We start from the raw sequence: 25,438 nt of genomic DNA, 5'->3' as shown, positions 1-25,438 counted from the left end.
GGTTAATGTGCATGTATCCAGGAAACGGCTTCTTGCGGATCTGTCCCTTCTAGGGATTGCGATCAGCTGGGGCTATACATTCATCCTAGCAAAAGACCTGCTTGCTGAAATGTCGCCACTCTTTTTCACCGGCTCCCGCTTTTTGGCAGCCGCCCTGATCCTCGCCATTTGGCAATGGAAGCGGATCAAAGAAATGACGCCGTTTTATTGGAAGGCAGGTATCTTCTCCGGTTTCTTGCTTTGTCTGGCGTACACGGCCCAGATTTACGGGATCGATTTGACGACCCCGGGCAAAGCAGGCATGATTACCGGTACGGCTGTGGTCATGGTCCCATTTCTATACTTTCTGTGGTCGCGCAAGCCGATCCAGAAAGGGCCAATTCTCGGCAGTCTTTGCGCATTTCTCGGATTATGCCTGTTTTCGTGGGATGGCAGCTTTGAAGGGGTGAACAGCGGCGATTTGCTCGTCCTGCTGTGCGCCCTTTGCTTCGCCACCCATACCGTCTATGTCGACCGCACGTACGAAAAGGAAGAGCCCGTCAATCCGCTGCTTTTTGCCATGGTGCAGCTCGCGGTTGTCGGGGTCATCGACACGGTGTTGGCCCTGCTCCTTGAGCCGGCGCCCAAACAGCTATCCGCGTACGGCTGGTACGCCTACTTGTTCGAGCTGGTGATCGGAACGTTGATCGCGTACATCGTCCAGCTCCGGGCACAGTCGATCACGACACCGATTCGGGTCAGCCTGCTGTTGTCGCTGGAATCGGTGTTCGCTTTCGGCTTTTCATGGATGCTGTGGGGAGAACCGGTCACGATGACCATCCTGTTCGGCGGAATCTTCCTGTTGGCAGGCATTTACATCACAGAAATTTACAACAAGCCGTATCCAAGCGATGACGGCCGCGTTAAGAAAAATCCGATTGAAACATAAAGCAGGTCAGGAAAAGCAATGCGCATCCGGGAAAGGTGTCGCGTTGCTTTTTGTGATTTGTGACGGGCACATCGAAAACACATTGAAGCCTTGACAAACAAAAAGTGTTCATTTTTTTGTCGCAAATTTTTCGTGATTCGCCGAAAAAGGGGAGAATATCCGGTATATAATAGAATTTCGTACGAAGTACCTTTTACAGAATCGAGGTTTTCTTATGATCCAGAAACAAAAACCCGAATTGGTCGCCACTGCAGCGAATGTGGCGGAAGTAGAGCGGATGTTTTTGGCCGGAGCAGATGCCGTCAGCATCGGCCACGAGCGGTTTGCATTGCGGCTGCCGGGCAGCTTCGAGCTAGACGATCTCGCTGAAGCCAAAAAGATTGCCCAATCGCATGGAGGCAAGGTGTATGTCGTGGTCAATGCGCTGCTGCATCACGATGAAGTGTCCGATTTGCAAGACTATCTCAAAGAGCTTGCAGCGTTGCAAGCAGATGCGATCGTGTTCGGCGATCCCGCCGTCTTGATGACAGCGCGGCAAGCGGCGCCTGGTATACCGCTTCACTGGAACACGGAAACGACATCCACGAACTACCGGACCGTCAACTATTGGGCGGCAAAAGGAGCGACGCGCGCGATTTTGGCCCGTGAGCTGTCGCTTGAGGCGGTGCTTGAAATCAAACGCAACACCGCGATTGAAGTGCAGGCCCAGGTACACGGAATGACCTGTATTTTCCATTCCAAACGCGAGCTGGTCAGCAATTACATGCGCCATCAGGGAAAAGATCCTGTCCAGGAGCTGCATAAGGGGGAACGTAACCTGTTCCTGAAAGAAGACAACCGCGATGAGCAGCAGTATCCGATTTTTGAAGATCGTCACGGGACCAACATCATGAGCGCGGAAGATATTTGCATGCTGGAGCATTTGCCGACGATGATGCAGGGCGGCATTGACGTTTTCAAGATCGAAGGCATTTTAAAGCCTGTCAGCTACAATGAAACAGTCGTCTCCATCTATCGGCAAGCGATCGACCGGTTGGCAGAAGACCCTGAGGCTGGTATCGAAGCGCAATGGCTGCAGCAACTAAGCCAGATTCAGGACAAGAATCGCCCGCTCGGGACAGGCTTTTATTTCAAGCAACAGATTTACTAAGGAGGAAACAAACCATGTCCACGCAGATTGCAACTGCCGGATTCCCTACCAAGAAACAATTGAAAAAGCCAGAGCTGCTCGCCCCGGCGGGGAATCTGGAAAAATTAAAATTCGCGGTGCTGTACGGTGCCGACGCCGTTTATATCGGCGGCCAAAAATTCGGGTTACGCTCGAAGGCCGGCAATTTTTCCTATGACGACATGAAAGAGGGCGTCGCATTTGCCCATCAGCATGGCGCCAAGGTGTATGTCGCCGCCAACATCATTGCCCATAATGAAGATTTTGACGGGATGGCGGAGTATTTTCAAACGTTGTACCAGATCGGCATCGATGCGGTCATTGTCGCCGATCCGGCGATTGTTGAGGTTTGCAAGCAGGCAGCGCCCAAGCTGGAAATCCATTTGAGCACACAAGCATCTACGACCAACTGGCAGGCCGTCCAGTTTTGGGCGGAAGAAGGCATCGCCCGTGTGGTGTTGGCGCGTGAAGTTTCGATGGAAGAGATTCGGCAGATCAAGGCACACACGGACGTGGAGATCGAGGCGTTCATCCATGGGGCGATGTGCATCTCCTATTCGGGGCGCTGCGTGCTTTCCAACCACATGACGAACCGGGACGCCAACCGTGGCGGTTGCGCCCAGTCGTGCCGCTGGAAGTACGATTTGTTTGAAGAGGTGGAGGACGAGGACGAAGCAGCGCTTCCGATGATCGGGAAAAAAGAGCTGCCGCTGTTTTCCGAGAACGATGACGAGTTCACGATGAGTTCCAAAGATTTGTGCATGATCGAATCGATTCCGGAGATGGTAGACGCAGGTGTGGAAAGCTTGAAAATCGAGGGGCGGATGAAGACCGTCCATTATGTGGCGACCGTTGTCAATACGTACCGCCGCGTGATCGATGCATACTGTGAAAATCCGGACGAATTTGTCTTCAAGGACGAATGGCGCGAAGAAATTTTAAAAGCGGCGAACCGCCCGGTGACGACAGCCTTCTTTTATGGCAATCCTTCCGAGCAGGATCAGATTTTCGGCGTGCCGCCCAAAATGGCGAAGTACGATTTCGCCGGATTGGTGCTCGATTACGATGCTGCGACCCAAATCGCAACCATCGAGCAGCGCAACCGTTTTGAAGTCGGGGCGGAAGTGGAGTTTTTCGGTCCGAAGCGGGACAATTTCGTGCAGCAGGTGACAGAGCTTTGGGACGTGGACGGCAATCCGTTGACAGACGCGAATAAAGCGATGCAAATCGTCAAAATGCGCGTAAGCCAGCCTGTTCGGCCATACGACATCATGCGAAAAGAGAAAAAATAAGCGATTGGCGTGATTTGCCAGGAAAAGGCATATTGTGCTGAAACGTTTTGTCCAGGTATCCGTCTAACTGATGGGCCGCTTGTTGCCAAAAATAGGCATAGGGGCCGAATCGATCAGTGTGGGGGATACCTGTTTTTATGAATGCGAAAAAAGTTGTCAGCGTTTTATGCACAGTGAGCTTGCTGGCCGCTCCTTTGATGGATAGCAGTGCGGCTTCTGAACCTGGCCCAGCAGCAACTGAGCAGGTTCAATCGACTGAAAAGTTGCTCTCTTCTGCCATGAGTGAATACCGCAGCAACGACAGGACGCTAAGCGAGAAGACGATAAAAGAAATCATGCGCCAGAAGGAGCGCGTGCTGCCGATCGCCAAAAAAGGGATCTTGATGGAAGCCAATCGGCTGCGCTTCCCGATCGCTGACAGTGATGCGTTGTACGATGAGTGGAGCTTTTGGCTTGAGGTTGCACGGCAACTGCACGATGAACGGCTGCTTCCGGATTTGCTGCATTGGACCTGGGACAAGCGCTCGATCCCCAATCCATTTCGGTTAGGCGAGGCAATCGATGGACTGCTCCCGGCTGGCCAGGAAGAGACGCTGCTCCCGCTTTTGGAGAAAGCCACGGAACCGGGCGCTGAAATGCTTGTATCGCTGTATGCAAAACGACAGCAGGTGTCAGCGCAACAAGTCCAGGACTGGCTGACACGATATGCCAAAGCGCCGGGCATTGGCGGCATCGTGAACGTGATTGCAGGCTTGCCGGACGGAGTGGCGCAGTTGAAACAGCAGTTTGGCAAAATACCGGGCGCTCGCGAGCTTGATCGGGCCATCATCGGGCGAATCGACATTGGGAAAGATCGCAAATGGGCAAGTGAGGCCGCCAACACAACAAGAGACCCTTATATCGAGCAAACGATCGACATGGCGCTGGCATATCATCACGGCGATCCGGACGCAGTCAGGCGGCTGTATGAAAGCGGGGAGAAGAGCGGCTATCAGGTTCAACTGACCGGACCTGTGGAAAAGCTGATCGTCGCGCGTTATCCGGGCGGCATGCTGGCAAAAGGGATCAAGCAGTATGAAGCGATCACGGGAAAACCGTACTTTTTCGGTGGCGAGTACGAAGAGGGGTATCGGGCAAAAGGAGCGGATTATGACAAGCCGGAGGCGGGAATCGCCCAATGGCAGGCGTTTATCCGCACCTACCCCAACCATCCGGGAGCAGATGACGCGGCATACCGGCTGGCTCGCTGCTACCAGATCGCAGGCCAATACGATCAGGCGCTGATCTGGTTTGAGCGAGCATTGACGAGCGGCGATGCGGATATGTGGTACGATGCATCCGGCCAATTTTTGTTTGTGTTGGATGTAAATGTCGACCAGAACGGTTTCGCCCAACTCGAAAAAACGGAAATGCCTGAATGGAAGCAAGTTTGGGTTGCCTATTCGAAGGCTGTTGATACATTGCGCGCGAATCAATTCGAGCAAGCGGCTCGAGAACTGCAAAACCTGATCACACGTTACGATGGCAAGGAAATAATCGCTGACTCTGTTTTGCAGTATGTGTGGTATGACCGTATCGCAAGCGATACATTCTGGTATCATGTCAAACAGCAGCTGGCGTCGGTCCGGAAACTTGCGTCGCTTCAGGAAGCAGCGAATCAGGCGAAAGGAGCGGACAGGGCGAGGAAACAATACGAGCTTGCCGCAGCCATTTTTCATGACGAGTTCACGTACTATAACTACCTGTGGCATGGTGAGCGGCAAACCTTTTTCTGGATCGGCCAAATCCGTGATATGGAGTATGATGAATCGTTTGACCGGTATATCGGCAGATTCAATCACCTGGTGCAGGCGAAACGACAGTTCGAGTTGATCCAGTTCGACCAGGCCGATCCTGCGACCGGGGCAAAAGCGCTGTTCTCACGCGCTTTATGCGACAGCAAGCTGACACAGTACGGGCAGGAAGTGAGCTTTCATAGTACGCGCGCGGCGTTGCTGGCAGACCTCCTTGCTACCGGCGAGCAATTGCTCAAGCGTTATCCGGATTCCGAATTAGCGGACGACATGCTCTTGCTGATGTATCGTTACAACAACGATGACGCGCTAATACAGCGACTCCTGACCCACTATCCAAAAAGCGATTCGGCTGCGGAAGCGAAAAAGCTTCAGTCTGAAAAGAAGACATCAGCAGGCAGTCAGCAGCAGCCAAGTCCGTTTCTAAGCAGGCTGCCGTACCAGCAATTATCGCAGGATGACTGGAAATTACCCGCTACCGTAGCGAAGTGGTATGCAGAGAAAAAGACTTCAGACAAATTGATCGAAGCGGTCATGGAAGAATCGGGCTGGACTTATTTCGCGATCAAGCCGGAAAAAGGAAAAGTCCCGCTAGTAAGCGGGTTGGAAGTTGACCATAATACTACTTATGTCTACTATTGGCTTTCAGACTCGTCAAATACAGACAAGCGTTCAGACCAACAAAGCGTGCTGATCCGTGTTCCCACCCGCTTTTTGCCTAAAGGGGAGATTCGTTTCCGCCTTGCATAGCGCTGCCGGCGACGAGCCGGATTGCCTCGACATACCCTTGCGGAATCGGCAAACGTCGGATTTCCTCCGGCAGGAACCAGCCGATCTCGACATGCTCATCGCTGATTTGCAGCTTGTCGGAGTCGGGGCAGCTGCAAAGGTAAGCGACGATTACCACCTCTTTTTCTGGCAGGACGTCGAAGCGCCATACGGAAACCAGTCGTTCGACCGAGCACATCAAGCCTGTTTCTTCAAGAAGCTCCCGCCTGACACAGTCTTCTGGCGATTCGCCGCTCTCCAGCCGGCCGCCGGGCAGCTCCCATTCGTTGCGTTCATTTTTCACCAGCAAAAAACGGCTGTCTTTTTGGACGATCCCTTTCACCGAAACCGGAAATGTCGGATTCATGGACACAACCCCCTTTTCTTGCGATTGATTTTTTCGCCTGTGCATCGAGACTAACAGATGGACAATTGGACAAACTACCGGAGAAGTCCTACTTGAGGAGGGGTATCATCATGAACCAGCCAATCATTGTTGCGTGGCAAGCGCGAGACGGATTCCACAGATGGCAGGAATGCGAAAACCAGCATATCGCAGAACTGGCGTTGGAAAATGCCAAAGAGGACGGCGCTCAGCAAAATGTGTGGGTGTTTGAGGTGTCCCAGTCGCATAAGGGAGCTGAGGCAGCAAGCTGGGTGCAAGGGTGGAACCAGACAAACGCGTGATGAAACGATAACGAAAAAAACGTGCCCTTTCAACCGGTTCGGAGGAAAGGGCTGTTTGTTTGCGTATGGCCGTATCCTTACCAGAAGGAAGGCTTCACAACCATCAAGCACAGCATCAGCAGCACGAGGAACAAATACCCGCATAGGGCGCGGCGCAATCGCTGGACGATCGCAGGTCGATCGGCCGGTTCTGCGCCTGCCAATGCGCGCAAAATCGGGGAAAAAGCGCGGGCAAAAAAGTAAAGGGAGCCCACCATGACGATCAAGGTGAGCAAAATCCATGATGTGAGAATGTCCCAGCCACCAAGCCAAAGCAGCAAGACCCCGGTGGTGACCAGCACATGGCCCGCATGCTTGGATAGCTGGACACAAAAACGGAACAGGCCGATGAAGACGGCAAGCTCGTTTTTTTCCATTCGCGCGACCCTTTGAAAAAATGGGAAAAACACAAAAAACGGTCCGATGGAAAGCATCGCACTGAGAATATGGAGAAAAACAATCCAGCGATACATAACCGGACCCTCCTATGAATATTGGTAAAAGTGCAGGACAAGGGATCGCTCCTGCACTTGTTGAAACATTACACGAGACGGAATTGGTGCACCCACATTTTCATATGCGGAATCCAAGGCATCCCGGCATGAAGGGAGAGTATGTATTGTTTGTACTCCTCGAGATTGGCGAAGCCTTCGGTTTGCGCATCCTCATCGGTCAGCTCGCCCAGCGTTTGTTCGTAAACGGCATAGACCTCATAGCGCTTTCCTTGCAATTCCATGATTTCGCCCGGATCGGCATAACGACCGTTGCGGCGGGTAGCTGTTTTGGTGCCGTTCAGCACACGTTGTACGTCTTCCTCTTTGGTGACCAGTCGGTCGATCGTACAGGTTTTTGGTGGCAATGGTGTGTTCATCGTAATCCTCCTTCAGATTGCTTGGAATCATTTGGTCAGTGACCCACTATTGATTGTACACGAATCGCGGACAACTTGCATGCAGCAGAAAAGTAAGGTAGATTTAAAATTATTGAATCGAAAAAATATTTTTGGGGAAGGGATCTGCCATGAAATTCTCGGAATACCCGTATCAACGACCAGATCAGAACGATATCGAACGATCCATGAAAACAATGGTGGAAGCATTCTCGAATGCGCAAAGCTTCGAGGAGCAGGACCAGATTTTAGGTGAAATCACCAAGGTTCGCAACCATTTTGAGACCATGCGCGAAATCGCTTCCATCCGACATACGATTGACACCACCGATCCTACATACCAGGCAGAACAAGACTATTTCGATGAAGTGCAGCCGATTTACCAAGGGCTCGTCACACAGCTGTACAAAGCGTTGACGGCGTCTCGCTTCCGTCCGCAGCTCGAAGAAAAATGGGGGAAGCAGCTGTTCACGATTGCCGATTTGACACTCAAAACATTCTCCGACGATGTCATCGAGGATTTGCAAAAGGAAAACAAGCTCGCCAGCGAATATGTAAAGTTGATGGCATCGGCCAAAATCATGTTCGCCGGGGAAGAGCGCAATCTGTCGCAGCTCATTCCGTTTACCGAATCCACGGAGCGTGAAACGCGCAAAGCGGCGATTGAAGCTTCTTTTGGCTTCATGAAAGAGCATGAGGCAGAACTGGACCGCCTTTATGATGAGCTGGTGAAAGTGCGTACGCAAATCGCCCGCAAGCTCGGCTACGAAAACTTCATCGAGCTTGGCTACGCGCGGATGACCCGTTCCGATTACGATGCTGCGATGGTGGCCAATTTCCGCGAGCAGGTGCTGACCCATATCGTACCGATCGCAACCAAGCTGAAACAGCGCCAGCAAGCGCGAATCGGCGTGGATTCGCTCAAGTTTTACGATGAAAAATTCTCCTTCAAGACCGGAAACGCGACGCCTAAAGGCGATCCCGAATGGATCATCGCCAATGGCAAGAAAATGTACGAGGAACTGTCCCCGGAAACAGGCGCGTTCTTCAACTACATGCTGGAAAACGAGCTGATGGACCTTGTCAGCAAGAAAGGCAAAGCAGGCGGCGGCTACTGTACCTACATCAGCGAACATGCGGCTCCGTACATTTTCTCGAATTTTAACGGCACATCGGGCGACATCGACGTGCTGACGCATGAAGCAGGCCATGCGTTCCAGGTGTTCGAGAGCCGGAAGTACACACTGCCGGAATATGCCTTCCCAACCTATGAAGCGTGCGAAATTCACTCGATGAGCATGGAGTTTTTGACCTACCCGTGGATGGAGCTGTTCTTCAAGGAAGATGTGGACAAATACAAATTCAGCCATTTGAGCGACGCGCTTGAATTCATCCCGTATGGTGTAGCGGTCGATGAGTTCCAGCATTTCGTCTATGGCAATCCGGATGCGACGCCTGACGAACGCAAGCAGGCATGGCGCGACATCGAGCGCAAATATTTGCCGCACCGCGACTACGACGGCATCGATTATCTCGAGCGCGGCGGCTACTGGCAGCGTCAGAGCCATATTTACAAAACGCCGTTCTACTACATCGATTACACCTTGGCGCAAATTTGCGCGTTCCAATTTTGGAAACGCTCGAACGAGGACCGCGACGCTGCATGGCAAGATTACCTTGCCCTTTGCCAAATGGGCGGCAGCAAATCGTTCCTGGAACTGGTGGCAGCGTCCAAACTCACATCCCCGTTTGAAGATGGCTGTGTCGCATCGGTCACCGGCTTTATCGAAAACTGGCTGAACCAGGTGGATGACGCCAAGTTATAAACGGTCGGTCAAAATCAAAGCGAAAAAATCAACGTGCCAACCCAGAGCGGTTTTGGCACGTTTTTTTCGTGGAAGAGCACCCCTTTTCATCTGTCAAGCGCAATGGGGCTTGCTATTTTTGCGCATACTACGATCGAGTCATGCGCCATAAAATTGACACTGAAAATCATTATCAACAAAATAGACTTGAGATACATACCCCAGCAGTACCAGCGACGAAGGGAACAAAAAAGGGAGGCTCTCACATGGACTATCGCATTGAAAAAGATACGCTCGGGGAAATTCGCGTACCAGCCGATAAGCTGTGGGCTGCGCAAACGCAGCGCAGCTTTGAAAACTTTGCGATCGGTACGGAAAAGATGCCGCTGCCGCTGATCCGTGCTTTCGGCATTTTGAAAAAAAGCGCAGCGAAAGTGAATCTCCAGCTTGGCAAGCTTCCGGAAGATAAGGCATCCGCCATCATTCAAGCCGCCGATGAGATCATCGCGGGCAAGCTTGATGAGCATTTTCCGCTGGTCGTCTGGCAAACAGGCAGCGGCACCCAATCCAATATGAACGTCAACGAGGTCATCGCCAATCGGGGCAACCAGCTATTGCAGCAAAACGGCTCCGACTCGCGCATTCATCCGAACGATGACGTGAATCGTTCCCAAAGCTCGAACGATACGTTTCCAACCGCCATGCATGTCGCTGCGCTGATCGCGGTGGAGACCCAGGTGCTCCCGGCCATCGCCAAGCTGCACGCGACACTGCGCGACAAGAGCAAAGCGTTTGCGGACATCATCAAAATCGGCCGGACGCACCTGCAAGACGCCACGCCACTTACATTGGGCCAGGAAATCAGCGGCTGGGCCCGCATGCTGGAAAAATCGCAGAACATGATCAGCCAGGCTGCCGAGCAGCTGCGCGAGCTGGCGATCGGGGGAACAGCGGTTGGGACGGGGATCAATGCCCACCCCGAGTTCGGGGAACGGGTCGCGGCCGAAATCAGCAGTGAGACAGGAACCCGCTTCACAAGCGCTCCGAACAAATTCCACGCGCTCACAAGCCACGATGAAATCGTTTTTGTACATGGCGGATTCAAGGCGTTGGCAGCCGACTTGATGAAAATCGCCAACGATGTGCGCTGGCTTGCAAGCGGACCGCGCAGCGGCATCGGCGAATTGACCATTCCGGCCAACGAACCGGGCAGCTCGATCATGCCAGGCAAAGTGAATCCGACGCAGAGCGAAGCGTTGACGATGGTGGTGTGCCAGGTCATGGGCAACGACGCGACGATCGGGTTTGCCGCAAGCCAGGGGAACTTTGAGCTGAACGTGTTCAAGCCGGTCATCATCTACAATTTCCTGCAATCTGCACGCCTGCTCGCTGACAGCATCCATTCTTTCAACGATCATTGTGCGGTAGGGATCGAGCCGAACGCCGCTGTCATACGCGGACATTTGGAACGCTCGCTGATGCTGGTGACTGCGCTCAACCCGTACATCGGCTATGACAATGCTGCAGCGGTCGCCAAGAAGGCGCACAAGGAAGGGACGACGCTGAAGGAAGCCGCGCTTGCAAGCAAGCTGCTCACCGAAGAAGAGTTCAACCGGATTGTTCGCCCCGAGCAGATGATCGCACCGAAGGCAGAGTAGGAATGAGAGCAAAAAAACTGCACCTTCCGCTTGGCAAGGTGCAGTTTTCTTTTTTAGGACACGGTTGTCGTACGCGTTTTGTTCAACGCTTTTACTGCCTCAAGCAGGCGGTCGACCTCTTCTTCGGTGTTATAAAGCGAAATCCCTACGCGGACCAGTCCGCCTTGTTCTTCCAGCTGATACACTTCATAAATGCGCATGGCATAAAAATGTCCGCTCCAAACAAACAAGCCTTGTTCGCCCAGGTAAGCCGCCACATCGCCTGAATTCATTCCGGCAACAGTGAAGGAAATGGTCGGAGCGCGCAGCCCATCGCCAAACGGTTGCCCGAAAAGCTGGACATGATCCATTTGGGAAAGACCCGCATACAACTTGCGAGCGAGCGCATCCTCGTAATCATGCACCAGCGCCATGCCGGTGAGAAGCTGCTGTCGCAGGCTTGTTCCCGTGCCCAATGCGGCGATATATTCGATGGCAGCGGTCACGCCGGCAAGCGCGGCGAAATTGGGTGTGCCCGTCTCGATCCGGTAGGGGGCGGCATCATCCTGTGCCCGCAGCTTATCGGTAGGCAACGTGTCAAGCAGTCCTTCACGCGCATAGAGAATGCCGACATGCGGGCCATAAAACTTGTAGGCAGAGCATAGCAAAAAGTCACAGTCCAGTTCGATGACGTCAATCGGGAAGTGGGGGGCAAAATGGACGGCATCCACGATCAGCAGTGCATCGACCGCATGGGTCAACTGGCGAATCGACGCGAGATCGTTGACCGTCCCGAGCGAGTTGGACGAGCAGCCCACCGCGACGATTTTGGTGTTGGGGCTGAGCTTGCTTTGGAAATCTTCCATATCGATCCGCCCGTCCGCCGTGATGGCGACCGAGTGTACGACGGCGCCGCGTTCCGCAAGCGTTTGCCACGGTCCGCGATTCGCCTCGTGATCCAGATCGGTGATGACCACCTCGTCACCGGGTGCGATCGTGCGGGAGAGGGCGCGGGCCAGCGCGAAAGCAAGCGAGGTCATGTTGGCGCCAAACGAAATCGTGGCTGGTGAAGGAGCGCCCAACAGAGCGGCGGCAGCTTCACGCGTCCGATCGACGATCCGGTCGGTTTCCGCGCTGGTGACGAACGGCCCGTGCGCGTTTGCGTTGCACGTCTCATAATAGTGGGAAATCGCTTGAATCACTTGGCGCGGGACCTGTGTGCCGCCCGGTCCGTCAAAATAAGCAGCATAATGACCCGACACTGTGCGGGAAAGAGAAGGAAAATCCTTGCGCAGTTCCAAGACAGCAAAAGACATATCGCTTCACATCCTAGCCGATTTTTGTCAATCGTCTACTTGTTTCGTCACACTGCTTGCAAATCCTCCAAATGTATTTCAAATAGTTTGAAAATATTCACTACAGGTTTCAAACTGCGGATAAAGTTCCATACTTACTATTGTATAGACGAAAATAGTTGCGATATAATGGGGGATAGCATTATTTTCTAAGATGTTGCCAGTTCCAGCAGAGTGAATCATCTTGCATAGATATGCAGATTGTTCTTTATCATTATCTACTCGTTTTCGCTAGAGTCCAGGTTGGAGGTACTTTTTTATGAGTCAAGAACAAACCAAAACAGCAGTGTACGACCACCGCGCCATTGAACAGAAATGGCAGAAATATTGGGAAGAAAACAAGACTTTCAAGTTGGTTGATGACGACTCGAAGCCGAAGTTTTATGCGCTCGACATGTTTCCGTATCCATCGGGAGCAGGCTTGCATGTCGGGCATCCGGAAGGCTATACGGCGACGGATATCATTTCTCGATACAAGCGGATGAAAGGGTTCCAGGTGTTGCACCCGATGGGTTGGGACGCGTTCGGCCTTCCTGCCGAGCAGCACGCCCTCGATACCGGAAAACACCCGCGCGACATCACTTTCAAGAATATTGACAACTTCCGCCGGCAAATCAAATCGCTCGGTTTCTCCTACGATTGGGACCGCGAGATTTCGACAACCGATCCGGAATACTACAAATGGACACAATGGATTTTCCTGCAGCTGTATAAAAAAGGGCTGGCCTATGTTGACGAGGTGCCTGTAAACTGGTGCCCGGCGCTTGGTACGGTTCTGGCAAACGAAGAAGTTATCGATGGCAAAAGCGAACGCGGCGGCCATCCGGTCATCCGCAAACCGATGCGTCAATGGGTACTGCGCATCACGGCTTACGCGGAACGCCTGCTCGAGGATTTGGAAGAGCTGGATTGGGCGGAAAGCATCAAAGAAATGCAGCGCAACTGGATCGGCAAGTCGAGCGGGGCTGAACTGGATTTCCCGATTGAAGGAACCGACAGCGCATTGACCGTGTTCACGACTCGTCCGGATACGCTGTTCGGGGCGACATATTGCGTCATCGCGCCTGAGCACAAGCTCGTGGCGGAAATCACGACCGCAGCGCAAAAAGAAGCGGTCGATGATTATGTGAACAAGGCGGCGCTGAAGAGCGATCTGGAACGCACGGATTTGGCGAAGGACAAAACAGGCGTCTTTACAGGAGCGTATGCGATCAACCCGGTGAACGGCGCACGTCTGCCGATCTGGGTAGCGGATTACGTACTGGTCAGCTACGGTACCGGTGCGATCATGGCGGTTCCTGCGCACGATACGCGCGACTGGGAATTCGCGAAGCGGTTTGATCTGCCGATCGTTGAGGTTGTTTCGGGCGGCAATGTGGAAGAAGCGGCATACACGTCCGACGGCCCGCACGTGAACTCCGAGTTCCTCAACGGCATGCAAAATAAAGAAGCCATCGAAAAAATGATCGCATGGCTCGAAGAAAACGGCAAAGGCAAAAAGAAAGTGACGTACCGTCTGCGCGACTGGCTGTTCAGCCGCCAGCGCTATTGGGGGGAGCCAATTCCGATTTTGCACCTGGAAGACGGCACCATGAAGCCGGTTCCGGAGGATCAGCTGCCATTGCTGCTCCCTGATGTTGATTCCATCGCGCCATCGGGCACAGGCGAATCGCCGCTGGCCAACGTGGAAGAGTGGGTCAACACCATTGACCCGGAAACAGGGATGAAAGCTCGCCGGGAAACCAACACGATGCCGCAATGGGCGGGAAGCTGCTGGTACTACCTGCGCTACATCGATCCGAAGAACGACAAGGAGCTGTGCTCCAAAGAGCTGCAGAAAAAATGGCTGCCGGTCGACTTGTACATCGGCGGAGCAGAGCATGCCGTGCTCCATTTGCTCTATGCCCGCTTCTGGCACAAAGTGCTGTACGATATCGGCGTAGTCGATACGAAAGAACCGTTCCACAAACTGGTAAACCAAGGCATGATCCTCGGTTCCAACAACGAAAAAATGAGCAAATCCCGCGGCAACGTCGTGAACCCGGATGACATCGTCAACGAATTCGGCGCAGATACGCTGCGCATCTATGAAATGTTCATGGGTCCGCTCGAATCGTCCAAACCGTGGAGCGAGACGGGGGTAGAAGGTTCGCACCGCTTCCTGACGCGCGTATGGCGCTTGTTTTTCCCGGAAGAAGGCGTGTTGAATCCGAAAATCCAGAACAAAGAAGGCAGCGACAGTTTCAAGCGTGTCCTGCATAAAGTCATCAAAGCGGTGACGAACGATCTGGAAAACCTGCGCTTCAATACGGCGATCAGCCAGCTGATGGTGTTCTTGAACGAAGCAAACAAAGAAACCGTTTTGCCGAAAGCGTACATGGAAAAATTCCTCCTGATGCTCGCGCCGCTGGCGCCGCACATCGCAGAGGAGCTGTGGTCCTTGCTTGGCCACAAAAACACGCTCGCTTACGAAAAATGGCCTGAATACGAGGAAGCTTTCACGATCGACAATGAAGTAGAGATCGTGGTCCAGGTGAACGGCAAAATCAAAGACCGTCTGGTAATTCCAAACGGCTTGGATCAAGCGGCTGTAAAAGAGCAAGCACTCCAGCTGGAACTCGTAAAAGAAGCGATCGAAGGCCATGAGATCAAAAAATTCATCGTCGTTCCAAATCGTCTGGTTAATATCGTCATTGGGTAGATAGCCGCTGCGCTGGCTATTCTGCGTATTCAGTGGGGCAAGCAGCTGCGGCATCTTGCCCCCCCTTTTGCAAAATTGGCAGTCGCCGCGGGCTTTCGCTTTTCCTGGCTGCAATGGGTCGGTGTGCTGGTCATCATGGTCGGGATCGCCGTGCCAGAGCTTGTCGCCAAAAAGAAGGGCGTTGTTCAATTAGAGGTAAATACGTAAGCCTGGGGCAAATGTCTCAGGCTTTTGCGCTTGTTCGACAGAAACGCATGCACGACCCTCTTCATAAAATAAATGCAAGGGGGGAGATGCTATGCTTTCCATTGGAGATATGCTCAGCTTTAAATATCAGGATGCTCGTGGAAAAAGCTTTGAGTATGTGGCGTATGTGGAACGAATCGTCGAAGAGAAAAGCTCCTACAACGTGTACGTTCCCTCCATTAACAAGTATTTTTTTGTCCCATTTTCCATCGCACAGCCATTGACCGATTCCGCGATCACGACAGAGGATTTATATGCATTGGCACATCTCGCCGTTGATACGGATGATCGGCTGTGGTTTGATGAAATTATGGATCGAATTGCCAAGACACAATAAGGAGAGGAGAAGGAAGGATGGGAGATTGGCTGGTGGGGATTCTATGCAGCGGTCTTGTCGCCTGGGTGGCATGGCGCAAGCAATCGCTCAGTGTTTCCGGGGCAATTTCGGCACTAATCGTCGGGACCATCCTGTATGCTGTGGGAAGTCTGGCCTGGTTCGGGTCCATGATCTTCTTTTTTGTGTCATCGTCGCTTCTGACCAGATGGAAACATCGGGCAAAGGCTCGTATCGAGGCAACCTATGAGAAATCCGGTCGACGCGATGCGGGACAAGTCGTGGCGAATGGAGGGATGGCCACGCTCTTCTGCATCGCGTACGCCTGGACAAACGAACCGTACTGGCTCTATCTGTTCGTCGGCGTAATGGCGACCGTAACGGCAGACACGTGGGCGACGGAGATCGGCGGGCTAAGCAGCCAAAAACCATTGTCGATACTCAGAGGGAAGCGCGTGGAACCAGGGACTTCTGGCGGCATTACCGCGATCGGGTTGCTTGCCTCGGCAGCAGGTGGACTATTGATCGGTACAGTGTTCTGGCTGTTCGTCCGGATTCGTACTGATCAGTGGATCATGCAAGCGGGAGACGGCTGGCAATGGATCGTTGCAGGACTGCTCGGCGGTTTGCTCGGTTCTTTGACCGATTCGCTGCTTGGAGCCGCTTGGCAACGTAAAAACAAGTGCATAGTCTGTGGAAAAGAGATGGAAGCATCCTTCCATTGTGGACAGGCTACCCGTCATAGCAGGGGGATCAGGTGGCTTGGCAATGATGCCGTCAACATGATCAGCTCAGCCGTTGGCGGAGTGGCGGTTTTTCTGCTTATGAATGGATGGAACTGACTTTCTTTCCTGGGAAAGCGCAGAAAGAAGCAAAAATCACTGCGTTTCGACAACATCGTGCAGGATTCAATGGGTAGTTTTGTCCATTTCATGGAAGCGAATGACTGCCCATTCGTTTATAATGAACCTTAGGCGGACTTGTGCCAATTTTACATAATAGGAGGAATTTCTACATGGAGTACATACGCATTACGAGCATTGAAGATCCGTTGTTTGCGAAAATGCACCAATTCATGCAATCGGTATTTCCCGCAGAGGAAGTGCTGGAATTCTCTTTGTGGCAGGAGCCGCTTCAAGACCAAGGGCTGCGCGTTTATGTGGCGGTTCATGAGGGAGAGGTCGTTGGTGCGACCGAATACCGTTATTACCCGACGATGAATGTCGCCATGACGGACTTTACCATCATCGGGAAACCGGGATTGAGCATCGGCCGGTTTTTGGCCAAAAATCGCGAGGCAGATCTGCTGGAATGGGCGAAAGCGAGCGGCCAGACAAGCCTGGGCATGTTCGCGGAAATTTATGATCCTTATCGGGTAGAAGAGCATTCCTTTGGCAAGGTGAAGGCGATGGACCCGTTTGTACGCCGCGAAGTGCTGTCCCATCTCGGCTACAAGCGCCTCGATTTCCCGTATGTGCATCCTTCGTGGGAGAACGACGGCACAGCTGTGGAAGGTCTCGACCTCGGCTTCATGCCAACGGATGATTCCTTGACAGAACTCCCCGCCTCACTCATCGTGACATTTTTGACAACCTATTACACCGTGCTGTCGAACAAGCCGCAAGCATGGCTTGACATGATCGAATCGCTCAAGCAAAAGGAAACCGTAGCGTTGAAAGGCTTGTAAACTCCTGTGGGCAAACACCTAATGGGCGCGCTTGCATACGATATGCTATCCGCGTAGGATGAATTGCCCTAAGGAGAGATTGCAATGGAAAATCAGGAACGCCACTTTTTTGCAGGAGGGAACACCGCGAAAGGCTTTCGCCATTTTTATGGCTCCATCCTGCAAGGGATCGATCCGCTCTTCCTTTTGACGGGCGGCCCTGGAGCCGGTACGTCCGCTATCATTCGCATGGTCGGGGAAGCGGCATTGGATCGAGGTTTGAACGTCGAATGGATTCACACCCCGCTCAATCGGGAGCGGTATGACGGAGTGTTGATTCCCGCGCTTCATATGGGTGTGGTGGATAACTCGGCCCCTTATTGCTATGAACCGGTGGCACCCGGCGTGATCGAACATATGATTCATGCGGAGTCTGTCTGGGATTCGAGCCGTTTGGCTGTCCACAAAGACGAGATCGTGCGATTGTCCCAAGGTGTGACCGATTATCGCAAACAGGCGACACAAGCGTTTGCCAAAGCGCTGCAAATCCATGACGATTGGGAGCATTTGTATATTTCCAACATGAACATGGATGCGGCAACAGAGGTGACGCGGGAAATGATCCAGACGCTGCTCGGTGAGCAGACACAACAGCGATCACCCCGCATCCGCCATCAATATTTCGGGGCTGCGACCTGCATCGGGGCCGTCGATTATATCCAGGATTTGACCAAAACGATCACAAAAAGATACTTCATCAAAGGCCGACCCGGATCGGGGAAATCGACCATGCTGAAAAAAATCGCGGCTGCAGCTGAGCAAAAAGGCTACGACGCGGAAGTTTTCCACTGCGGCTTCGACCCGAACAGCCTGGATATGGTTGTCATCCCGGAACGCAGCGTCGCCATCTTCGACAGCACGGCGCCACATGAATATTTCCCGGACCGTGAAACCGATGAAATCGTCGACATGTACACGAGAACGATCGTGCCGGGGACGGACGAACGATTTGCCCGTGAGCTGACGGAAATCAAGAGCAAATACGCGGGCAAAATGGCCGAGGCAACCAAGCTGCTGGCAAAAGCAAATGAGCAGCAGGAGCGGTTGATTGCCCTGTATCAGGCTGCTTCCGATCTGGAAGCGACGGCCAACCTGGCCAAACAATTGATTCGCAAAATCGATGAGCTGATGTAAACGCATCAGCTTTTTCTTTTGCACTCCCACGCTGTCTTATATTACAATAAATGGGAAGGATATTTCGGATGGACAAGTCAGATTATTCGTACGACTCATGCCATGCATGATCTTGAACCGATAAATCGGCGCAACAAGCGCCAATGCTTGAAAAAATGGAGGGGCTCACATGGATCAATCTGCAAAAATGACATCCCGTTTTCCCGTCGATGAGAAGAAACTGATGAACGTATTGCGCAGTCTGATTGAAATCAATTCGGTGAATCCGTATTTGTCCCATGATGGACCTGGGGAGTCAGAGATCGCGGAATATATCCAGGGTGTCCTCCAAGGCATGAATCTGGAAGTCCATACCCAGCAGCTGACAGAAAAGGCGATCAATGTGATCGGCATCTGGTGGGGGACAGGAGGCGGGAAATCGCTGCTGCTCAATGGGCATATGGACACGGTAGGCGTATCCAACATGCAAATCCCTCCCTTTGTGGCGGAAGTGCGGGAAGGGAGAGTGTATGGCAGGGGCAGCTGTGACATGAAGGGAAGCCTCGCTGCGATGATCCTGGCTGTCGACACCCTTCAAAACACGGGTTTTCGGCCGGCAGGCAATGTCATCCTGACGTTTGTTGCGGATGAAGAATACAAAAGCATTGGAACGGAAGCGCTGGTCAAAAGCTACAGCGCCGATGCGGCCATCGTGTGCGAACCGTCTGATTTAACAGCGGTTGTCGCGCACAAAGGCTTTGTTTGGATTACCGTAGAGGTGCATGGCAAGGCAGCGCACGGAAGTCGGCCAGCCGAAGGGATCGATGCCATCGTGAAGGCAGGGAAGCTGCTGGCTGAGCTGGAGAGGCTTTCGCGCGAGCTGGAGCGGAAGCAGCATCCGATATTGGGAGTTCCGTCCATCCATGCCTCGCTGATCTCCGGCGGTACCGAAATCTCCACCTATCCTGATTATTGTCGCATCGAGCTGGAGCGGCGCACCATACCGGGGGAACAGCTCGCCGATGTGACAGCGGAATTGGATGCGCTGTTTTGCCGTTTGAAAGACGCCGATGACCAGTTCCAGGCATCCTACGAAATTACGTTTGTGCGCGAACCGTTTGAGATCAGCAATGATGCGCCGATCGTGCAGACGCTGCAAAACGCCTATCGCAATTATTTCGGGGAAGAGCAGCTGATCGCGGGCTTTTCGGGTTGGGCGGATTCCTCGCTGATTCACGAAGCAGGCACCCCTACGGTTATTTTCGGGCCGTATGGTGCGGGTTTGCACGGAGCGGTGGAATACGTCGATTTTGATAGCGTGGTGCAGATGACAAGCATATTGGCCGGGGTTATTCAAAGCTTTTGTCAGGGAGAGAAGTAGCAGCTGCGGCTTTCGGAGTCATTGCCCGATTGTGTACCGTTATATTGCGGCAGAGCAGGCGCTGTGCCGCCTCGTTGTGATGGATGATTTTGCCTTCCTTCATGACGTACAAGCTGTCCGGAATCAATTGCGCTGCGGTAAACCGCAAGCAGTAGTCCTTGGTTGTCAAAAAGCGCAAAAGTGTAAGGGAGCAAAGCAGTTCCTTTTTTCAATTCCTCGATCAGTTGCTCCAAAGGCGCAAGCTTCTTCTTCAGCAAGTCGTGGAACGATCGGCTGTCGACTTTCTGATCGGGAACGGCTTTGACAAACGATACGGTGCCCGTGCGATCAAAAGGGCGATGAAACAGCACATCGAGCTGCCGGTGGCCGAGCTTTTGCTGGCTGGTCAGGCGGATATGAAAAACGTCGTGCGCATTGCGAGAAAAGGGGCAGATGGGAACAGAAGCAACGTAAGCGTCAAACTTTGCCCGCCTTCTTACCTTCATCCTGCTATGAAAAAATCTTCCTCAGCTTGACGTGAGGAGGATTTTTTTTGCCCCTAAACGGCAGCAGGCAATTCTGGACCGATCGTATCGCGGATCAGAGAGCCAGCGGGCAGAACACCATAGATTGGCGCGGGCACATCCAATCAATCGCAGGCAAATACCATTGCTGAATTGAAACGTGGGACGTTTGTCCGAAAAAACCAGTCGTAGTTCCGAACTCCCAACGGGCCTAGGTCAACGGTGCAATGTTTTTCATTTTTTTTTCACTTTACCGCAGTAGAATAAGAAGCAAGAATGCTAAATTGTGGAAGGGATGAAGTGAATGAAAAAGATCGCAAAGCCTTTCATTCTCCTAACAGTCGTATCATTGTGCTTGACCATATTCCCGATTTCCAGCTTGTATGCTGAAAAAAAACGGGATCATGAGGAGCATGAGAACTATGAGAAGAAATCGGAGGAGCGCTCCGACCACTATCGCGAGCATGACGATGATGATGACGATGAAGAGCATGAATTCACAGAATCAGAACAGGAAGGCTCCGACAAAGAACAGGATGCGTATCATGCGCCCATTTTGCAGCAGGTAGAACCGAATCAATCCGTAACGCGAAATGTATCCCCGTTTACTGACGGGCAGCATGTCAAACTCCTGCTGCCTGATTCCGCCAAACCTATTGATATCCAATTGCATGTCGAGCAAGGGGAACTGTGGCTGCCTGCGGGTCAGTTGCTTGGTGCGCTGAATATTCCCTGTGTAACCTACGAGAAGGGCACGATTTTGGAGTTGTATGGCGGAGGAAAGCATTTTATTTACCACACGAATAAAAATGTGGCTTATAGCAACGGGCAAAAAGAACAAATTCCCTTTCCCCCGAAGTCGGTACAGCATGTGTTTTACTTGCCGCTGACAGAATTCGCTAACGGATTGGGCTATACCTTTACATGGGATCCCTCAGCCGGGACCATGGCAATCGAAAGGAAGGATTCAAATGGCAATTAACAAATGGACGAAATGGTTGACAGGCTTTACCGGTGTCGGCGCTTTTACCGGTTTCTTATTTCTGACGCAAAATCCGAATGATATTTCAAATATGCCGATTGCCGCCGAGGCTGAATTGAGTCAGGAAAACGCGAGCGCGAACACCGTTCCTCCGGCAGCTCCGGAATCGATCACTGCCCCTGTGCCCGTTCCTGCACCAAGAACGTCTGCGCCGCCGGCCAACAAGGATACAGTTCAAATGAAAACATTCTTGCATTCGCCGCAGGAAATGAACGATGTCGTCAATTTTCCAGCAGGAATGAAGACTGAGCGCGAAAAAGTGCTTGAACAACTGAGCTGGGATTTGTCGCCTGGAGCGACGGCTACTTTACCGGCAAAAGCAGGGCCGCAGATGCAAACGCAACAACAAAGCTCGCTTGCTTTCAATGATTCCCGTTCAACCGGGAAGGCAAGCACAAACAGAAAAACAAGAAGGTCATAACGATGAAGACATCGTATTCAAATGAACGTTATCCCGGTGTCGAATTTCATTCCATGAATACAACCATTGCTGCGATCGGCCAGACCGATACGGCGTTGGCGTATTGGCAAAGGCCGATTGTCCAGTGGTTTGTCACCGTGGAACGGCTGGCCTCGCGTTTTCGTCCGGACAGCGAGCTTTCCCGATTAAACGGCAGCCCCGTCGGACAGCCTGTGCGTTTGTCGCCAATCATGTTTGAGCTTTTGCGCACAGCTTGGGAATATAGCCGGAAAACGCAGTTTTTGTTCCAGCCCTTCATCGGGAAGGCTTTGCACCGTCTAGGCTATGACCGCTCTTTCGAATTGCTGCAAGACAAAATTGGTTCCCCCAATTTTCCGGCGGCAGAGATGAAATATCGCCCTGTAACAAACCCCCATGCTTTGGAATTCGACCGTACCACGATGCAGGTGATCAAGCACACGGCCGAACCTCTGGATTTGGGCGGAATTGGCAAAGGCTGGGCGGTTGATCGGGCTTGCTCTTTCATGCAAAGCCAATTTTCCATTCCAACAGGCTTGGTCGATGCGGGAGGGGATATGTTCATGTGGTCGAATCGCCAGCCATGGTTCATTGGTGTACAAGACCCGTGGGATGAGCAGGCGGAAATCGTCCAGCTTTGGCTTCATCGTGCGGGAATCGCTACCTCAAATGTGCTTCACCGCCGCTGGAAGCAGGGGGATAAGAGCAATCATCACATTCTCCACGGGCATACCGGGGAACCGGCGGAAAGCGACGTAGTTCAGGCGACGGTGCTGGCGCCTTCAGCCGCGGAGGCAGAGGTTGTAGCAAAAGTGCTGTGCATGCTTGGTTCGGAAAAGGGAGCGGCCTGGATCAACGATTACGCTCCTCATCTCGGTTACATGATCGTCAAGCAAACCGGTGAAATAACGCTTAATCGCGCTGTATATCAATATGCTGTTAGGGTGGTATAGACCATGTTTTGGTTTTCGATTTGGGAGGTTATCAAGGCTTCCGGGTTTACGGCCAGTTTCCTGCTTCTGATTTCAATCTCTTTCGGCGCATTCAGCTACGGCAAAACATTTTCGCCTCCCGTGCGGGCCAATCTCTTGGCCATTCACCAGATGTCGGGCTGGCTGGGATTTCTGTTCGGGCTTTTGCATGGCATGGTACTGACCATCGACCCATACGCTCCCTTTCCGTTTCAGGCCGTGTTTATTCCGTTCACCGCAGCGTATAGGCCGATCGCGTCGGGACTCGGAACGATTGCATTGTATTTGCTGCTGATCGTCCTGATCACCTCGGACTGGATGAAGCGGTTCGGGCGGAAAATTTGGCGCAATACCCATTATGTAGCCTATCCTGCGTATATCCTTTCTCTCATCCATGGCTTGCTCGCGGGCTCGGACTCCAAACAGGCATGGGCTCTCGGGTTCTATTACGCTTCGGCTGTGGTTCTTATCTGTGTTTTTATGGCAAGATTTTATGTTGGCTGGAAGGCTTCCAGACAACATTCGTTATAATTGATGAGAGGAAGGATTTGGCGATTTCGTCAGGGGGGTATCACAAATGAAAATTTTATTGGGAGAGGACGATTTGCGCCTGGGCAAGCTGATCGTCCATATGTTGAAAAAAGAATGCCATACAACCGATTGGGCCAAGAACGGCGAAGAGGTTTTCGATTATTTGTCCGGCTCCGATTACAATCTGGTCATTCTGGACTGGATGATGCCCGGCAAGGACGGGATACAGGTTTGCAAGGAACTGAGAGCCAGCGGTTATACGAAAGGAATTCTCATGCTGACGGCAAAAGACGCGCTACAGGATCGGGTGATGGGCCTTGACGCGGGAGCCGATGACTATCTGGTGAAGCCGTTTGAGTTCGAGGAGTTGTTTGCCAGAATTCGTTCGATTGCAAGACGGATCCAACATGAGCTTACCGACAATTTGCTTACAGTCGGCCCCTTTACGTTAGATCTGAACGAGCATACCTTCTCCAGATTTGGCGAGCAAATGCCGTTGACCGTTCGTGAATTTCAACTGCTGGAAATATTAATGAGAAATAAAGGGAGGGTCGTAACGAGAGAAGCGCTGCTGTCGCATATTTGGGGATACGACGCTGACGTCACGAACAACACGCTTGATGCGATCGTGAAACTGGTGCGAAAGAAAGTAAACAAGGACGACCATATTTTCATTCAAAACATACGCGGCGTAGGCTTCAAACTGGAGGTTGACCATGTTCTCCAAAACCCGTAACAAGCTTACGATGTTTTTCGCTGTGCTGATGATCTGCTTTTTAATCGCGTTTAACGGGATCAGCTATTGGCTGCTGTCCTCCTTTATTTTCAGCGACAGGGAGCAAGAAATTCAAACGCTGGCGGATAAGGAACTGAAAGAGCATTACAAGGATTTGCTCAAATTCAATACACGGGAAAAAGCGGAGGGCAAAAGTAAAAGCTCTGGAGATGAAGAAAAAGATGACGATGAACATAACGATGAAGAGGAGGACGGAACCGTTCTCAAGCCGTTCTATTTGATACTCAACAGCAGCGGAGATTTGGTTGGGGGGGATTCCCCGTCGATTCACGAGCTGGTGCGGAGCATAAAGAAGCTTGACCCCTCCACTTTGCAAAAAAGTGAAGTCAAATATCAAGCGGTTGAAACCAAAAACGGAAAAGAGCGCCAGTTCATTTATGCCGAAAGGCCGGTTATGCAAGACGGGATGTATCTTGGCACGATCGTTACAGGGGCGGACATATCGCAGGAGTCAGAAGTTTTGCACACGCTGATGCTCATCTTGGTGACACTCTCACTGTTATTTTTTGTTGTTTCCGTATTACTGGGCTACTTGATGTCCGGAAAAGCGATGGTGCCGATCAGCCGCGCCTTCGAGAAGCAAAAGGAGTTTGTTTCCAACGCCTCGCATGAATTGCGGGCGCCTTTAAGTGTGATCTCGGCTTCCTTGGAGGTTTTGGAGGCGGAAGAGCGGGAGCGTTTGAAGCCTTTCAGCAAGCAGGTGCTGATCGATTTAAAGGACGAGGTGAAGCGAATGTCAAGTCTCGCCTCCTACATGCTGACCTTGGCGAGGGCCGACTCGTCCGATTATGAGCTTAAGCTTGAAACCTTTCAGGTAAACGATGAATTGGAAAAACTGGTCAGGAAAGTAAAGCCTCTCACCGAAAACAAGGGCCTCTGTCTGACCCTGGAAACCATGCCCAATCTTAAGGTACAGGCCGATCGGGAGAAAATCCAACAGGTGCTGATGATTCTCCTTGACAACGCCATTCACTATTCGGCGGAAGGCGGAAGCATCGGCATTTCGGCGGAGAAGAATGACAGCAAGGTGATGATCAGAATAAAGGATACCGGAGTCGGAATTGCAGAGGAGCATCAACAGGCGATTTTCGAAAGGTTTTTCCGTGCAGACCAGTCCCGTTCACGCAATCAGGGCAATCTGGGATTGGGTCTTTCCATCGCCAAGTGGATCGTGGAAGCGCATGGCGGGACAATCACCGTGGATAGCAAACTGGGGGAGGGCAGCGTATTTTGTGTGACCTTGCCGATGGTGCAAAAACAAGCAAGTAAACCGGTTCTTGCATGACGGATATTC

At 52.2% G+C, this 25,438-nt stretch carries 25 protein-coding genes; 20 read left to right on the top strand and 5 right to left on the bottom strand.

The features are described from left to right. Positions 1-7 precede the first annotated feature (7 nt). From ACTID9_RS15500 to ACTID9_RS15485, 4 genes are all read left to right on the top strand, one after another. Positions 8-928: a DMT family transporter gene (locus ACTID9_RS15500; RefSeq protein WP_441065322.1), complete on the top strand. Its 921-nt coding sequence runs from the start codon at positions 8-10 to the stop codon at positions 926-928. A 214-nt stretch (positions 929-1,142) separates the two neighbouring features. Further along, the gene (locus ACTID9_RS15495; protein ID WP_441065321.1) at positions 1,143-2,078 is read left to right on the top strand and encodes a peptidase U32 family protein; all 936 of its coding nucleotides are present in this window, start codon (positions 1,143-1,145) and stop codon (positions 2,076-2,078) included. Positions 2,079-2,092: 14 nt separating this feature from the next. Further along, positions 2,093-3,388 carry a peptidase U32 family protein gene (locus ACTID9_RS15490; RefSeq protein ID WP_441065319.1) on the top strand — a complete coding sequence of 432 codons (1,296 nt, stop codon included), beginning with the start codon at positions 2,093-2,095 and terminating at the stop codon, positions 3,386-3,388. Between the two features lie 137 nt (positions 3,389-3,525). Beyond that, a complete protein-coding gene (locus ACTID9_RS15485) occupies positions 3,526-5,931 on the top strand; it encodes a tetratricopeptide repeat protein (protein ID WP_441065317.1) in 2,406 nt (801 codons plus the stop codon). Here ACTID9_RS15485 and ACTID9_RS15480 read toward each other — a convergent pair. Further along, positions 5,900-6,316, bottom strand: coding sequence for an NUDIX hydrolase (locus tag ACTID9_RS15480; protein WP_441065315.1), 417 nt, complete (start codon positions 6,314-6,316; stop codon positions 5,900-5,902). The two genes, ACTID9_RS15485 and ACTID9_RS15480, sit on opposite strands and share 32 nt — an antisense overlap. 110 nt (positions 6,317-6,426) lie before the next feature. Between ACTID9_RS15480 and ACTID9_RS15475 the strand changes: the two genes are divergently transcribed. Continuing rightward, positions 6,427-6,636, top strand: coding sequence for a hypothetical protein (locus tag ACTID9_RS15475; protein WP_441065314.1), 210 nt, complete (start codon positions 6,427-6,429; stop codon positions 6,634-6,636). 77 nt (positions 6,637-6,713) lie between these two features. On the opposite strand, the gene ACTID9_RS15470 is transcribed toward ACTID9_RS15475, so the two are convergent. Next, positions 6,714-7,148 carry a hypothetical protein gene (locus ACTID9_RS15470; RefSeq protein WP_441065312.1) on the bottom strand — a complete coding sequence of 145 codons (435 nt, stop codon included), beginning with the start codon at positions 7,146-7,148 and terminating at the stop codon, positions 6,714-6,716. A 68-nt stretch (positions 7,149-7,216) separates the two neighbouring features. Continuing rightward, the gene (locus tag ACTID9_RS15465; RefSeq protein WP_441065310.1) at positions 7,217-7,546 is read right to left on the bottom strand and encodes an ASCH domain-containing protein; all 330 of its coding nucleotides are present in this window, start codon (positions 7,544-7,546) and stop codon (positions 7,217-7,219) included. Positions 7,547-7,695: 149 nt separating this feature from the next. On the opposite strand from ACTID9_RS15465, the gene ACTID9_RS15460 reads away from it, so the two are divergent. Further along, a complete protein-coding gene (locus ACTID9_RS15460) occupies positions 7,696-9,390 on the top strand; it encodes a M3 family oligoendopeptidase (RefSeq protein WP_441065308.1) in 1,695 nt (564 codons plus the stop codon). A gap of 245 nt (positions 9,391-9,635) precedes the next feature. Next, complete coding sequence (gene fumC / locus ACTID9_RS15455; protein WP_441065306.1) at positions 9,636-11,027, top strand: class II fumarate hydratase; 1,392 nt, start codon at positions 9,636-9,638, stop codon at positions 11,025-11,027. 53 nt (positions 11,028-11,080) lie between these two features. Here fumC and ACTID9_RS15450 read toward each other — a convergent pair whose 3' ends face one another. Further along, positions 11,081-12,322 carry a cysteine desulfurase-like protein gene (locus tag ACTID9_RS15450; protein ID WP_441065304.1) on the bottom strand — a complete coding sequence of 414 codons (1,242 nt, stop codon included), beginning with the start codon at positions 12,320-12,322 and terminating at the stop codon, positions 11,081-11,083. Between the two features lie 298 nt (positions 12,323-12,620). Here ACTID9_RS15450 and leuS point away from each other — a divergent pair, with 298 nt between their 5' ends. The 6 genes from leuS (at position 12,621) to ACTID9_RS15420 (ending at position 19,862) form a co-directional block, all read left to right on the top strand. After that, on the top strand, positions 12,621-15,062 hold the full coding sequence (gene leuS, locus ACTID9_RS15445; RefSeq protein WP_441065302.1) for a leucine--tRNA ligase: 2,442 nt from the start codon (positions 12,621-12,623) through the stop codon (positions 15,060-15,062). A gap of 298 nt (positions 15,063-15,360) precedes the next feature. Beyond that, a complete protein-coding gene (locus ACTID9_RS15440; protein ID WP_441065300.1) occupies positions 15,361-15,645 on the top strand; it encodes a hypothetical protein in 285 nt (94 codons plus the stop codon). 17 nt (positions 15,646-15,662) lie between these two features. Then, positions 15,663-16,484: a DUF92 domain-containing protein gene (locus tag ACTID9_RS15435; RefSeq protein WP_441065298.1), complete on the top strand. Its 822-nt coding sequence runs from the start codon at positions 15,663-15,665 to the stop codon at positions 16,482-16,484. Between the two features lie 173 nt (positions 16,485-16,657). Continuing rightward, complete coding sequence (locus tag ACTID9_RS15430; protein WP_441065296.1) at positions 16,658-17,329, top strand: GNAT family N-acetyltransferase; 672 nt, start codon at positions 16,658-16,660, stop codon at positions 17,327-17,329. 84 nt (positions 17,330-17,413) lie between these two features. After that, positions 17,414-18,502: a PRK06851 family protein gene (locus tag ACTID9_RS15425; RefSeq protein WP_441065295.1), complete on the top strand. Its 1,089-nt coding sequence runs from the start codon at positions 17,414-17,416 to the stop codon at positions 18,500-18,502. A 169-nt stretch (positions 18,503-18,671) separates the two neighbouring features. Beyond that, entirely contained in the window at positions 18,672-19,862 is a 1,191-nt protein-coding gene (locus ACTID9_RS15420) for an ArgE/DapE family deacylase (protein ID WP_441065293.1), read from the top strand. Here the strand turns inward: ACTID9_RS15420 and ACTID9_RS15415 are convergent. Beyond that, complete coding sequence (locus ACTID9_RS15415) at positions 19,831-20,010, bottom strand: hypothetical protein (protein WP_441065291.1); 180 nt, start codon at positions 20,008-20,010, stop codon at positions 19,831-19,833. The two genes, ACTID9_RS15420 and ACTID9_RS15415, sit on opposite strands and share 32 nt — an antisense overlap. A gap of 112 nt (positions 20,011-20,122) precedes the next feature. Here ACTID9_RS15415 and ACTID9_RS15410 point away from each other — a divergent pair, with 112 nt between their 5' ends. The 7 genes from ACTID9_RS15410 (at position 20,123) to ACTID9_RS15380 (ending at position 25,429) form a co-directional block, all read left to right on the top strand. After that, on the top strand, positions 20,123-20,377 hold the full coding sequence (locus ACTID9_RS15410; RefSeq protein ID WP_441072616.1) for a hypothetical protein: 255 nt from the start codon (positions 20,123-20,125) through the stop codon (positions 20,375-20,377). Between the two features lie 292 nt (positions 20,378-20,669). Continuing rightward, on the top strand, positions 20,670-21,347 hold the full coding sequence (locus ACTID9_RS15405) for a stalk domain-containing protein (RefSeq protein ID WP_441065289.1): 678 nt from the start codon (positions 20,670-20,672) through the stop codon (positions 21,345-21,347). Positions 21,348-21,363: 16 nt separating this feature from the next. Further along, positions 21,364-21,828 carry a hypothetical protein gene (locus ACTID9_RS15400; protein WP_441065287.1) on the top strand — a complete coding sequence of 155 codons (465 nt, stop codon included), beginning with the start codon at positions 21,364-21,366 and terminating at the stop codon, positions 21,826-21,828. Positions 21,829-21,830: 2 nt separating this feature from the next. Further along, positions 21,831-22,799, top strand: a complete 969-nt coding sequence (locus tag ACTID9_RS15395; RefSeq protein ID WP_441065285.1) for an FAD:protein FMN transferase — start codon at positions 21,831-21,833, stop codon at positions 22,797-22,799. A gap of 3 nt (positions 22,800-22,802) precedes the next feature. Continuing rightward, positions 22,803-23,348 (top strand): ferric reductase-like transmembrane domain-containing protein, encoded by a 546-nt coding sequence (locus ACTID9_RS15390; protein WP_441065283.1) that lies wholly within the window; start codon positions 22,803-22,805, stop codon positions 23,346-23,348. A gap of 46 nt (positions 23,349-23,394) precedes the next feature. Next, a complete protein-coding gene (locus tag ACTID9_RS15385; RefSeq protein WP_441065281.1) occupies positions 23,395-24,084 on the top strand; it encodes a response regulator transcription factor in 690 nt (229 codons plus the stop codon). After that, positions 24,065-25,429, top strand: a complete 1,365-nt coding sequence (locus tag ACTID9_RS15380; RefSeq protein ID WP_441065279.1) for a sensor histidine kinase — start codon at positions 24,065-24,067, stop codon at positions 25,427-25,429. The genes ACTID9_RS15385 and ACTID9_RS15380 overlap by 20 nt, the downstream gene beginning before the upstream one ends. Positions 25,430-25,438: the final 9 nt, after the last annotated feature.

Source organism: Brevibacillus fluminis, assembly GCF_052072235.1.
Classification (GTDB): Bacteria; Bacillota; Bacilli; order Brevibacillales; family Brevibacillaceae; genus Brevibacillus_D; species Brevibacillus_D fluminis_A.
The sequence above is the reverse complement of the archived record's forward strand: the minus strand, read 5'-3'. Positions and strand labels throughout refer to the sequence as shown.